Below are 12,611 nucleotides of genomic sequence, written 5' to 3'. Positions count from 1 at the left end.
CGCAGCGGGCGTCGCAAGACGCCCGCCTGCTAACCCAATAGGTGTGAAATGGCAGGCGCAAAAGAGATTCGCAGCAAGATTGCGAGCATCAAAAGCACGCAGAAGATCACCAGCGCCATGGAAAAAGTGGCGGTCAGCAAAATGCGCAGGGCTCAACAGCGCATGGCAGCTAGCCGCCCCTACGCGGAGCGTATCCGCCAGGTGATTGGTCATCTGGCCAACGCCAACCCGGAGTACCGCCACCCCTTCATGATCGAGCGCCCTGTAAAGCGTGCCGGTTATATCGTGGTGAGTTCGGACCGTGGTTTGTGCGGCGGCTTGAACACCAACCTGTTCAAGGCCCTGGTCAAGAACATGGCGAAAGATCGCGAGCAAGGCGTGGAGATTGATCTCTGCGTGATTGGCTCCAAAGGTGCGGCATTCTTCCGCAACTTTGGTGGCAATGTTGTCGCTGCGATCAGCCACCTCGGCGAACAGCCGTCGATCAATGACCTGATCGGTAGTGTCAAGGTCATGCTCGATGCTTACCTCGAGGGGCGTATCGACCGTTTGTCCGTGGTCTCGAACAAGTTCGTCAATACCATGACGCAGAAGCCTACAGTGGAGCAGTTGGTTCCGTTGGTGGCCGATCCGGATCAAGAGCTCAAGCATCACTGGGATTATCTGTACGAACCCGATGCTAAAGAGCTGCTCGACGGCCTGATGGTTCGCTACGTCGAATCGCAGGTGTACCAGGCGGTGGTCGAGAACAACGCGGCTGAACAGGCTGCGCGGATGATTGCGATGAAGAACGCCACCGATAACGCTGGCCAGATCATCAAAGACCTGCAGCTTATTTACAACAAAGCGCGTCAGGCTGCGATCACCCAAGAGATTTCGGAAATCGTCGGCGGCGCTGCCGCGGTTTAAGAACGGTTCAAATATTCAGAGGAACCAAAGATGAGTAGCGGACGTATCGTTCAAATCATCGGCGCCGTTATCGACGTGGAATTTCCGCGTGATCAGGTGCCAGCTGTATACGAAGCGCTGAAAGTAGTCGGCGCCGAAACCACCCTGGAAGTTCAGCAACAACTGGGCGACGGCGTGGTGCGTACCATTGCGATGGGTTCGACCGAAGGCCTCAAGCGCGGTCTGGACATCACTCGTACCCACAAGGCCATCTCGGTACCGGTCGGTAAAGCGACCCTGGGCCGTATCATGGACGTGCTGGGCAACCCCATCGACGAAGCCGGCCCGATCGGTGAAGAAGAGCAGTGGGAAATCCACCGCGCTGCGCCGAGCTATGCCGAGCAAGCGGGCGGTAACGACCTGCTGGAAACCGGTATCAAGGTAATCGACTTGGTCTGCCCGTTCGCCAAAGGCGGTAAGGTCGGCCTGTTCGGTGGCGCCGGTGTGGGCAAGACCGTCAACATGATGGAACTGATCCGTAACATCGCCATGGAACACAGTGGCTACTCCGTGTTCGCGGGTGTGGGTGAGCGTACTCGTGAGGGTAACGACTTCTACCACGAGATGAAGGACTCCAACGTTCTCGACAAGGTAGCTCTGGTTTACGGTCAGATGAACGAGCCACCAGGCAACCGTCTGCGCGTAGCACTGACCGGCCTGACCATGGCTGAGAAGTTCCGTGATGAAGGTCGTGACGTTCTGCTGTTCGTCGACAACATCTATCGTTACACCCTGGCCGGTACTGAAGTATCCGCTCTGCTCGGCCGTATGCCGTCGGCAGTAGGTTACCAGCCGACCCTGGCTGAAGAGATGGGCGTTCTGCAAGAGCGCATTACCTCCACCAAGAAAGGCTCGATCACCTCGGTACAAGCCGTATACGTTCCCGCGGACGACCTGACTGACCCGAGCCCGGCGACCACCTTCGCCCACTTGGACGCCACCGTCGTACTGAGCCGTGACATCGCTTCCCTGGGTATCTACCCGGCCGTTGACCCGCTGGACTCCACCAGCCGTCAGTTGGATCCGAACGTCATCGGTAACGAACACTACGAGACCGCTCGTGGCGTTCAGTACGTGCTGCAGCGTTACAAGGAACTGAAGGACATCATCGCCATCCTGGGTATGGACGAGCTGTCCGAAGCGGACAAGCAACTGGTATCGCGCGCTCGTAAGATCCAGCGCTTCCTGTCCCAGCCGTTCTTCGTGGCCGAAGTCTTCACCGGTTCGCCAGGTAAGTACGTTTCCCTCAAGGACACCATCGCTGGCTTCAGCGGCATCCTCAAGGGCGACTACGACCACCTGCCGGAGCAGGCTTTCTACATGGTTGGCGGCATCGACGAAGCCATCGAGAAAGCGAAGAAACTGTAATCACCCATGCGCCTGGCAACGGGCGCATCAGGTTTGTGGATAACTCAGGTTGTCCACAGCCTGTAACATGAGGCAAGCGTATGGCTATGACAGTCCATTGCGATATCGTCAGCGCGGAAGCGGAGATCTTCTCCGGCCTGGTGGAAATGGTGATTGCGCACGGCAACCTGGGTGATTTGGGTATCGCTCCGGGCCACGCGCCGCTGATCACTGACCTGAAACCGGGTCCGATCCGCCTGATCAAGCAAGGTGGCGAGGACGAGGTGTTCTACATCTCCGGTGGTTTCCTCGAAGTGCAGCCGAGCATGGTCAAGGTTCTCGCCGACACCGTGCAGCGAGCTGCCGACATCGACGAAGCTGCTGCTCAGGAGGCCCTCAAGGCCGCCGAGAAAGCGCTGAACGAACAGGGCTCGGAGTTCAATTACAGCTCCGCCGCTGCTCACCTGGCCGAAGTCGCAGCCCAGCTGCGTACCGTCCAGCAGATGCGCAAGAAGTTCGGCGGCTGAAGCCTCCCGCTTCAACCGTTGCATGAGAAAGGGTAGCCTTGGCTACCCTTTTTCTTTTTCTGCCGTTTCATTCTGTCGGCGCCTTGTGTGCCGGTGGCTGCCAAGGAATAGTCGTTCATGTCCCTCGATATCGTCATCCTCGCTGCTGGGCAAGGTACCCGCATGCGTTCCGCTCTACCCAAAGTGCTGCATCCGGTTGCCGACAAACCCATGCTCGGCCACGTCATCGATACTGCGCGCAGCCTGCAGCCCAGTAGCATCCAGGTGGTGATCGGTCATGGCGCGGACAAGGTACGCGAGCGGCTGGCCGCCGACGATCTGAACTTCGCTATCCAGGCCGAGCAGTTGGGCACCGGGCATGCCGTGGCCCAAGCCCTGCCGCAGCTCAGTGCTGAGACCGTGCTGATTCTCTACGGCGACGTGCCGCTGATCGAGCCCGCGACCCTGCAGCGTCTGCTGGCACTGGTCAGCGACGATCAACTGGGCCTGCTCACCGTCGAGCTGGCCGACCCGACGGGTTATGGGCGTATCGTCCGTGATGGCAGCGGTGTGGTGCAGGCCATCGTCGAGCACAAGGACGCCAGCGAAGCGCAGCGACAGATCCGTGAGGGCAACACGGGCATCCTCGCCGTACCGGGCAAACGCCTGGCCGACTGGCTGGGGCGTCTGTCCAATAGCAATGCCCAGGGCGAGTACTACCTGACCGACGTGATCGCCATGGCGGTCGCCGATGGCCTGACCGTGGCCACCGAGCGTGCAGCGGATGAGATGGAAGTGCTGGGTGCCAATGATCGTATCCAGCTCTCGCAGCTCGAATCTCACTACCAGCAGCGCATGGCCCGTCGCCTGATGGCCCAGGGCGTGACCCTGCGCGATCCACAGCGCTTCGACGTGCGCGGCGAGGTGACAGTGGGCCGCGACGTGACCATCGACATCAACGTGATCCTCGAAGGCAAGGTGATCATCGAGGACGATGTGCAAATCGGCCCGAACTGCGTGATCAAGGACTCGGTGCTGCGCAAGGGCGCCATCATCAAGGCCAACAGTCATCTGGACGGCGCCGAGATGGGCGAGGGCGCCGATTGTGGCCCCTTCGCGCGTCTGCGCCCCGGTACCAAGCTGGGCGCCAAGGCCCATGTGGGTAACTTCGTCGAGCTGAAGAACGCCGTGCTGGGCGAGGGCGCCAAGGCTGGCCATCTGAGCTACCTGGGCGATGCCGAGATCGGTGCGCGCAGCAACATCGGCGCCGGCACCATCACCTGCAACTACGACGGTGCCAACAAATTCCGCACCGTCATGGGCGAGGACGTGTTCATCGGCTCCAATAGCGCGCTGGTGGCGCCGGTGAGCCTGGGCGACCGCTCGACAACAGGCGCGGGTTCGGTGGTGACCAGCGATGTACCGGCGGACACACTGGCCGTCGGCCGCGCCAAACAGCGCAATATCGAAGGCTGGAAGCGGCCGACCAAGAAGGCCTGAAGGAGCTGGCAAGGATGCCACTGCGTAAACGCTGGATCGTACTCGTATTGTTGCTGACCTGGGGCGTGCTACCTGAATGGCCGCGAATCCCGGTGGAGGGCGCGAGCGCTCGGGACTGGAATCCGCAGACCTTCTGGTTCGAACCCTGGGGCCGCTCCGGCGTGCACAAGGGCATCGATATCTTCGCCAAGATCGGTACCCCTGTGCGCTCCACCAGTTACGGTGTGGTGCTGTTTCGCGGGGAAATCCAGCAAGGTGGCAAGGTCGTGCTGGTGCTGGGCCCGAAGTGGCGTCTGCACTATTACGCGCATTTGCACAGCATCGACGTCTATCCGGGTCAGCCGTTGCTGACCGGCAGCCAGCTCGGTACTGTTGGCGATACGGGTAACGCACGCGGCAAACCGGCTCATTTGCACTACTCGATCGTCAGCGTGCTGCCGCTACCCTGGCACGCGGACGACTCGACCCAGGGCTGGAAGAAGATGTTCTACCTCGACCCCAACGCTATTCTGTCGACTCGTTGAAGGATCTTTGGCCTGATGAGCGCAGCGATCTCGGGGTTGTTGATAACTTTAGGTAGACAGGAGTTTTGGTATGTTCGGTGTGACGGATTACGCCGCCTTCGTGGTGGCCTTCATCATTCTGCTGGCCATTCCCGGGCCGGGTAACCTGGCGTTGATCCTGTCCACCGGCAAGGGCGGCATTCGCGGTGGGCTGGCGTCGACCTTCGGCATCATCTTTGGCGATCAGGTGCTACTGTGGCTGGCGGTGGCCGGGGTTGCCGCCTTACTCAAGGCTTATCCTGCAGCTTTTCATCTGGTGCAATGGTTGGGCGCAGCCTATCTGGTCTATCTCGGTCTGCGCATGCTGCTGGCCAAGCCAGGGGCGGGGCCAATGCTGGAGATCAAGCCGCGCCACTACCTGAGGCAAACGCTGGTAATCACCGTCTTCAATCCCAAGGCCATCGTCTTCTACATGGCCTTCTTCCCACTGTTCATCGACCCCGAGCGGCATCAGGGGCTGGTGACGTTCGCTTTCATGGCCGTGACCATCATGGCGCTGACCTTCCTCTATGGCCTGCTGATCGTGCTGCTGACGCATTTTCTCGCCGAGCGTATGCGCGCCAATCCGCGTATTGCCAGAGGCCTGGAGAAGCTGGCAGGGCTTTGTCTGGTGGGTTTCGGGGTCAAACTGACGCTGAACTGAAAAAGGTAGCTACAGGCTTCAAGCCACAAGCTGCAAGCAAGAGCTTGCCAAGCGATTGAGCTTCCCCAGGTTTTGAAGCCTGAAGCCTGAAGCCTGAAGCTTGAAGCTTGCAGCCCCTTTATGTTTTGATTCGCGCCATTATCTTTCGAACCGAAACTTAAAGATGTCGAAGCGCAACACGCCGCAACGTCGCCACACCATTCTCGCCTTGCTCGCCGAGCAGGGCGAAGTGAGCGTGGACGCCCTGGCGCAGCACTTCGCCACCAGCGAAGTGACCATTCGCAAGGATCTTGCCGCCCTGGAAAGCAATGGCCTGCTGCTGCGCCGCTACGGCGGTGCTGTGCCTGTTCCGCAGGAGCTGATTGGCGAACCCAGCCAGCCCATCTCGCCTCACAAGCAGGCCATCGCCCGCGCTGGTGTGGTGCGTATCCGCGAGCACGCGCGCATCATCATCGACAGTGGCACCACCACGGCGGCGATGATTCCGCAGCTCGGCCACAAGCCCGGCCTGGTGGTGATGACCAACTCACTGAATGTGGCCAATGCCTTGCGCGAGCTGGAGCACGAGCCGGTGCTGCTGATGACCGGCGGCACCTGGGATCCGCATTCCGAGTCGTTCCAGGGCCAGGTCGCCGAACAGGTGCTGCGTTCCTACGACTTCGACCAACTGTTCATCGGCGCCGACGGCATCGACCTGGCGCGTGGCACCACCACTTTCAATGAGCTGCTGGGCTTGTCGCGGGTGATGGCCGAGGTGGCACGCGAGGTCATCGTCATGGTCGAAAGCGACAAGATCGGCCGGCGCATTCCCAACCTGGAACTGCCCTGGAGCAGCGTCCATACCCTGATCACCGACGAGCGCCTGGATGCCCAGGCGGCCGAACAGATACGCGCGCGCGGCATCCAATTGATCCTCGCGCCGCTGGAAAACTAAAAGGAGAGCACCATGTGCGGAATCGTAGGCGCTATCGCCGAGCGCAACATCACCCCGGTTCTGGTCGAAGGCCTCAAGCGCCTGGAGTATCGCGGCTATGACAGCGCCGGTGTGGCGCTGCTGACCGAGCAGGGTGCACTGGATCGCCGTCGCCGAGTCGGCAAGGTCAGCGAGCTGCAGGCCGCGCTGCAGGCAGAGCCGTTGGCCGGGCGTCTGGGTATCGCCCATACCCGCTGGGCCACTCATGGCGCGCCGAGCGAGCGTAATGCCCATCCACACTTCTCCGGGCACGAGCTGGCCGTGGTGCACAACGGCATCATCGAGAACCACGAAGAGCTGCGCGAGCGCCTCAAGGGCCTGGGTTACGTCTTCACCTCCGACACCGATACCGAAACCATCGTCCATCTGCTCGATCACAAGTTGCAGCAGCTCGGCGACCTGACCGCCGCGCTCAAGGCCGCGATTCCCGAGCTGCATGGCGCCTATGGCCTGGCGGTGATCAGCGCCAAACAGCCGGATCGTCTGCTCGCCGCGCGCAGTGGCAGCCCGCTGGTGATCGGTCTGGGTCTGGGCGAAAACTTCCTCGCCTCCGATCAACTGGCTCTGCGCCAGGTCACCGACCGCTTCATGTACCTGGAGGAAGGTGATATCGCCGAGATCCGCCGCGACAGCGTGCAGATCTGGGACGCCGCTGGCCAGCCGGTACAACGCGAAGCCGTGCAGTACCACGAAGGCGCCGAGGCCGCCGACAAGGGCGAGTACCGCCACTTCATGCTCAAGGAGATCCATGAGCAGCCCAAGGTGGTGCAACGCACCCTGGAAGGCCGTCTGGGCAGTGATCACGTGCTGGTGCAGGCCTTCGGCCCGCAGGCCGCCAAGCTGTTCGCCAAGGTCAAGAACGTGCAGATCGTCGCCTGCGGCACCAGCTACCACGCCGGCATGGTCGCCCGTTACTGGCTGGAAGAGCTGGCCGGCATTCCCTGTCAGGTCGAGGTGGCCAGCGAGTTCCGCTACCGCAAGGTGGTGGTACAGCCGGATACCCTGTTCGTCAGCGTCTCGCAGTCCGGCGAAACCGCCGACACCCTGGCCGCGCTGCGCAATGCCAAGGAGAAGGCGCCGGGGCAGGGCGGTTATCTGGCCAGCCTGGTGATCTGCAACGTTGGCACCAGCTCGCTGGTGCGCGAATCCGACTTGTGCCTGCTGACCCAGGCTGGCCCGGAAATCGGCGTGGCCTCGACCAAGGCCTTCACCACCCAACTGGTCGGCCTGATGCTGCTGACCCTGGCCCTCGGCCAGGTTCACGGCACGCTGGACAAGGCACTGGAAGCACAGCTTGTGGACGAGCTTCGCCGCCTGCCGACCCGTCTTGGCGAAGCGCTGGCGATGGACAAGATCGTGGAGAAAATCTCCGAACTGTTCGCCGAGAAGCACCACAGCCTGTTCCTCGGTCGTGGCGCGCAATATCCGGTGGCCATGGAAGGGGCGCTCAAACTCAAGGAAATCTCCTACATCCACGCCGAGGCCTACCCGGCGGGCGAGCTCAAACACGGCCCGCTGGCCCTGGTCGACGCCGACATGCCGGTGGTTACCGTGGCGCCGAACAACGAGCTGTTGGAAAAGCTCAAATCCAACCTGCAGGAAGTGCGCGCCCGTGGCGGCGAGCTGATCGTCTTCGCCGACCAGCAAGCTGGCATGAGCAATGGTGAGGGCACCCACGTGGTGGCCATGCCGCATATCCACGACCTGCTCGCACCGATTCTCTACACCGTGCCGTTGCAACTGCTGTCCTACTACGTCGCCGTGCTCAAAGGCACCGACGTCGACCAGCCGCGCAACCTGGCCAAGAGTGTGACGGTGGAGTAAGCCGAGTCTCTTGTATCCAGTGGTAGTTTCTTAAAACGGTAGTGCTCTGGCGCAAGCAGCTCGATATTCGGGATTAGCCTTGTATCGGCGCGGGGGTGCATTGCGCCCCCCTCTGCTTTGGGCGAATCGTGGTGGGTTATGCCAGCAATTGCCTCAACACCTTAGTGAATGCGGCCTGGCTTTCTGCTTCCTGGGCGTGTTGGCGGTTTCTGACCTGCCAGCAGCCATTGACCATGACGTCACGCACTTGTTGATCGCGTCCGGCAAAAAGCCAGCGATTGAGCAGTTCATCATTATTGGCCGTGGCTAGGTAAGGATCGCTGCCATCGAGGACGATGAGGTCGGCGCGCTGGCCGACAGCCAGTTGGCCGATGGGCTGGCCCAATGCCTGGGCGCCGCCTTGCAGGGCGCTTTCGTATAGCATCTGGCCAATGTTGGGCTGCTGCCTGCCATACAAGCGGTTGCGGCGTTGGTCTCGCAAGCGTTGCCCGTACTCCAGCCAGCGCAACTCCTCGACCACGCTCAGGGAGACATGGCTGTCCGAGCCAATGCCGAAGCGCCCCTCCTGCGCCAGGTAGTCCGAGGCCGGGAAAATGCCGTCGCCCAGATTGGCTTCGGTGGTCAGGCACAGGCCTGCCACGGCGCCGCTGCGGGCCATCATGGTCAGCTCATCGGCTTGCGCATGGGTGGCATGTACCAGGCACCAGCGTTGATCGACTGGGAAATGCTCATACAGCCATTGCAGAGGGCGCCGTCCGCTCCAGGCCAGGCAGTCGTCGACCTCTTTTTGCTGTTCGGCAATGTGGATATGCACCGGGGCTTGGCGCTCGGCATCCAGCACCTCGGCGATTTGCTGCGGCGTAACCGCGCGCAACGAATGCAGGCAGACGCCGACCTGCTGAGCGGGAGCCTGGGCCAATGAAGTGCGAAGTTGATCGATCAGCTTGAGGTAAGCCTCGGTGCTGTTGATAAAACGCCTCTGCCCCTGACCTGGTGCCTGGCCGCCGAACCCAGAATGACTATACAGCACGGGCAGCAACGTCAGCCCGATACCTGCATCGTAGGCCGCCTGGCTGATGCGCAGTGCCAGTTCCGCGGGGTTCTGGTAGGGGCGGCCATCCTGGTCGTGGTGCACGTAATGAAACTCGGCGACGCTGGTATACCCGGCCTTGAGCATTTCGATGTACAACTGTCGGGCGATGACGTGCAGTTGTTCCGGTGTGATGCGGCCGACCATCCGGTACATCAGTTCGCGCCAGGTCCAGAAGCTGTCATCGGGGTTGCCTGCCACTTCCGCCAAGCCTGCCATGGCGCGCTGGAAGGCATGCGAATGCAGGTTCGGCATGCCGGCAATCACTGGACCCTGAAGCGTCTGTGCTGCGTCCGCCGAGGTGCCTGCATCGATGCGTGAGAACATGCCGTTTGAGTCGATCTCGAAGCGGACGTTGCATGCCCAGCCTGTCGGCAGTAGGGCGCGTTCGGCGAAATAGGCGGGCATATGCAAGTCTCAGGTGTTTTACTTGTATATACATATACAGATGTTTTGCGCGCGCGTAAACTCAATCCCAAAGCCGCCAGCCCCGGTGAACGACGGCCTAGTCGGTGCCTGAAACCATGCTCTTGCTACGCCAGACGTCATTACAAGGAGTATTCCGTGCCTGTATCCGTGCCACCTTCATCTGGCTCTTCACTAGCGGCGTTGACCGGCGAACAACCTGCGCCGCTGTACGCACGCGTCAAGCAGATGATTGTCCAGCAAATCCAGAATGGCACTTGGCCGCCCCATCACCGTGTGCCCTCGGAAAGCGAGTTGGTCAATGAGCTGGGTGTCAGCCGTATGACCATCAATCGCGCCCTGCGTGAGTTGACTCTGGACGGTGTATTGGTGCGGATGCAGGGGGTTGGCACCTTCGTGGCCGAGCCCAAGGGGCAGTCGGCCCTGCTGCAGGTGCAGAACATCGCCGAGGAAATTGCCGCGCGCGGCCATCGTTATAGCTGCCTGGTCGTTAGCCTGCAGGAAGTACAGGCGGGCCCTGAACGCGCTCTGGCGCTGGATCTTCGGGAAGGCTCGCGGGTATTTCATTCACGTATCGTGCATTTCGAGAACGATGTGCCTGTACAGATCGAGGATCGCTACGTGAACCCTGCGGTGGCGCCCGATTACCTACAGCAGGATTTCACCCAGCAAACCCCGCATGCCTACCTGGCACAGGTCGCGCCTCTGACCGAGGGTGAGCATCTGGTCGAAGCTGTCCTGGCGGAAAGCAGCGAGTGCCGACTGCTGAAGATAGAGAGCACAGAGCCTTGCCTGCTGATTCGGCGGCGTACCTGGTCCGGGCGCAATGTCGTGACCAGTGCCCGCTTGCTCTACCCAGGCTCGCGCTATCGCCTTGAAGGACGCTTTGGCTCATGAGCGGCGTGCGGCTTTTGCGTGCCAACACATACACGCGCATGCCCTGGAAGAATGGGGCCGGTTCTACGCTGGAAATTGCCCGAGACGATGGCGAAGCACTGGATGCTTTCGGCTGGCGCCTGTCGATTGCCGATGTTGGCGAGTCCGGCGGCTTTTCCAGATTCACCGGTTATCAGCGGGTTATCACCGTGCTCGAAGGTGCCGGCATGCGCCTGGAGGTCGACGGGCAGCCTTCGCGAGACCTCACGCGGCTGGATGCTTTTGCATTCGCTGGCGGCGCCACTGTCGATTGCACCCTGATCGGCGGCCCCATCCGCGACTTCAACCTGATCTACGACCCTCTGCGTTATGCGGCGCGGCTGCAATGGTTGCAGGTGGACGGAACCCTCGATTTTTTCAGCTCGGCTCACACGCTGTTGTTGTTTGCCGCCCAGGGCCATCCGCAACTGTTGGGGCATGACTGCCTAAACCCGTACGACTGCCTGCAGATTGCCGGATCTGGCGAGTTGCAACCGATTCGTCTGGTTGGAGAGGGCGTGCTCTGCCTGATCGAGCTGATTGCGATATAGGCGGTTACTGATCGTCAGTGCGGTGTTACTTGGCGCCCCAATGGTGTGCGCCAATGCATCAAATCAGAGCATTAATGCCTCTTCTGTAACACTGGTTAGCCACCTGAGTGTAGCCGTGCTCTCACCGCAAGAGCCCGCCAGTCCTAGCTCACAGACTCTTAGCTTAGTCCTTGGAAAACATTGGCCTTTCGCTTGCATGTGCTTGTACATACAAGTAGATACATGCTCACATTGCTACGATGCTCAGCCTCCGGCTGGAGATTGCCATGACCAAGTTCCGCGACACCGAAATCCGCGCCCCGCGTGGCACCACGCTGACCGCCAAGAGCTGGCTGACCGAAGCGCCGCTGCGCATGCTGATGAACAACCTCGACCCGGACGTGGCCGAGAACCCCAAGGAACTGGTGGTGTACGGCGGCATCGGCCGCGCCGCGCGCAACTGGGAGTGCTACGACAAGATCGTCGAGACCCTCAAGGAGCTGAATGACGACGAGACCCTGCTGGTGCAATCCGGCAAGCCGGTCGGCGTGTTCAAGACCCACAGCAACGCGCCGCGCGTGCTGATCGCCAACTCCAACCTGGTGCCGCACTGGGCGAGCTGGGAGCACTTCAACGAACTGGATGCCAAGGGCCTGGCCATGTACGGCCAGATGACCGCCGGTAGCTGGATCTACATTGGCAGCCAGGGCATCGTCCAGGGCACCTATGAAACCTTCGTCGAAGCCGGTCGCCAGCACTACGCCGGCAACCTCAAGGGCCGCTGGGTGCTCACCGCAGGCCTAGGCGGCATGGGCGGCGCCCAGCCGCTGGCTGCCACCCTGGCTGGCGCCTGCTCGCTGAACATTGAATGCCAGCAGAGCAGCATCGATTTGGCCGGACTGCGGGTCACGCGGGATGATGACCTGGTGGTTGTAGGCTTGAACCAGAATCTGGTCTTCATGACCTTCCTGGAAAATGTTGCCGACCGAGTCCTCGGTGAAGGTGCCAGCGGTGATCAGACCTTGTTTGGTGCCTTCGAGGGACAGATACGCGGGTGTTGGCATGAGTGCTCTCCTTGCCTGGGTCATGGATCGTGAGTGATCCGGGAGCTTGGACTAAAGCGAACGGCATGCCAGTTTTTGCAACTATATATAGATCAATGACTTAATGTGACCAAAAGCAACCAAAAGGTCATATTGCGCATTAAGTCACGGAAAAGTGCGCAAGAAGTTGCGCACTACTGCGCAAGTTTTTGCGCAGTAGCTTCTAAGGCTCATCAGCAAAGGCCTGCAAGAATCTATCCACAGGCTTATCCACATTTTGCTGTGCAAGAAGTTGCGCAATTG

11 protein-coding genes and 2 pseudogenes are annotated in these 12,611 nt (G+C 60.8%); 11 read left to right on the top strand and 2 right to left on the bottom strand.

Annotated elements, in window-relative coordinates:
* Window positions 1-48 precede the first annotated feature (48 nt).
* From atpG to glmS, 8 genes are all read left to right on the top strand, one after another.
* Window positions 49-909, top strand: a complete 861-nt coding sequence (gene atpG, locus AERO9A_RS21775; RefSeq protein ID WP_159973969.1) for a F0F1 ATP synthase subunit gamma — start codon at window positions 49-51, stop codon at window positions 907-909.
* Between the two features lie 30 nt (window positions 910-939).
* Window positions 940-2,316, top strand: a complete 1,377-nt coding sequence (gene atpD / locus AERO9A_RS21770; protein ID WP_159973968.1) for a F0F1 ATP synthase subunit beta — start codon at window positions 940-942, stop codon at window positions 2,314-2,316.
* Between the two features lie 80 nt (window positions 2,317-2,396).
* Window positions 2,397-2,822, top strand: a complete 426-nt coding sequence (locus tag AERO9A_RS21765) for a F0F1 ATP synthase subunit epsilon (RefSeq protein ID WP_159973967.1) — start codon at window positions 2,397-2,399, stop codon at window positions 2,820-2,822.
* A 117-nt stretch (window positions 2,823-2,939) separates the two neighbouring features.
* The gene (glmU, locus tag AERO9A_RS21760) at window positions 2,940-4,301 is read left to right on the top strand and encodes a bifunctional UDP-N-acetylglucosamine diphosphorylase/glucosamine-1-phosphate N-acetyltransferase GlmU (RefSeq protein WP_159973966.1); all 1,362 of its coding nucleotides are present in this window, start codon (window positions 2,940-2,942) and stop codon (window positions 4,299-4,301) included.
* 14 nt (window positions 4,302-4,315) lie between these two features.
* On the top strand, window positions 4,316-4,825 hold the full coding sequence (locus AERO9A_RS21755; protein WP_159973965.1) for a M23 family metallopeptidase: 510 nt from the start codon (window positions 4,316-4,318) through the stop codon (window positions 4,823-4,825).
* A 70-nt stretch (window positions 4,826-4,895) separates the two neighbouring features.
* A complete protein-coding gene (locus AERO9A_RS21750; RefSeq protein WP_159973964.1) occupies window positions 4,896-5,507 on the top strand; it encodes a LysE family transporter in 612 nt (203 codons plus the stop codon).
* A 163-nt stretch (window positions 5,508-5,670) separates the two neighbouring features.
* The gene (locus AERO9A_RS21745; protein WP_159973963.1) at window positions 5,671-6,441 is read left to right on the top strand and encodes a DeoR/GlpR family DNA-binding transcription regulator; all 771 of its coding nucleotides are present in this window, start codon (window positions 5,671-5,673) and stop codon (window positions 6,439-6,441) included.
* A gap of 12 nt (window positions 6,442-6,453) precedes the next feature.
* Entirely contained in the window at window positions 6,454-8,304 is a 1,851-nt protein-coding gene (gene glmS / locus AERO9A_RS21740; protein ID WP_159973962.1) for a glutamine--fructose-6-phosphate transaminase (isomerizing), read from the top strand.
* Window positions 8,305-8,440: 136 nt separating this feature from the next.
* Here glmS and AERO9A_RS21735 read toward each other — a convergent pair whose 3' ends face one another.
* Window positions 8,441-9,802, bottom strand: a complete 1,362-nt coding sequence (locus tag AERO9A_RS21735) for a formimidoylglutamate deiminase (RefSeq protein ID WP_159973961.1) — start codon at window positions 9,800-9,802, stop codon at window positions 8,441-8,443.
* Between the two features lie 168 nt (window positions 9,803-9,970).
* Between AERO9A_RS21735 and hutC the strand changes: the two genes are divergently transcribed.
* The 3 genes and pseudogenes from hutC to AERO9A_RS21720 all read left to right on the top strand — a co-directional run.
* Window positions 9,971-10,717 carry a histidine utilization repressor gene (gene hutC / locus AERO9A_RS21730; RefSeq protein WP_256666037.1) on the top strand — a complete coding sequence of 249 codons (747 nt, stop codon included), beginning with the start codon at window positions 9,971-9,973 and terminating at the stop codon, window positions 10,715-10,717.
* On the top strand, window positions 10,714-11,286 hold the full coding sequence (locus AERO9A_RS21725; protein ID WP_159973959.1) for a HutD family protein: 573 nt from the start codon (window positions 10,714-10,716) through the stop codon (window positions 11,284-11,286). The genes hutC and AERO9A_RS21725 overlap by 4 nt, the downstream gene beginning before the upstream one ends.
* A gap of 266 nt (window positions 11,287-11,552) precedes the next feature.
* Window positions 11,553-12,155: pseudogene (locus AERO9A_RS21720) on the top strand (urocanate hydratase); the annotation flags it as partial.
* Here AERO9A_RS21720 and tssD read toward each other — a convergent pair.
* Window positions 12,156-12,329: pseudogene (tssD, locus tag AERO9A_RS21715) on the bottom strand (type VI secretion system tube protein TssD); the annotation flags it as partial. It lies immediately after the preceding pseudogene.
* Between the last annotated feature and the right edge of the window lie 282 nt (window positions 12,330-12,611).

Source organism: Pseudomonas sp. 8Z, from assembly GCF_902506535.1.
In the GTDB taxonomy this organism is placed as follows: domain Bacteria; phylum Pseudomonadota; class Gammaproteobacteria; order Pseudomonadales; family Pseudomonadaceae; genus Aquipseudomonas.
This window is presented reverse-complemented; position numbering and strand designations above follow the sequence as displayed.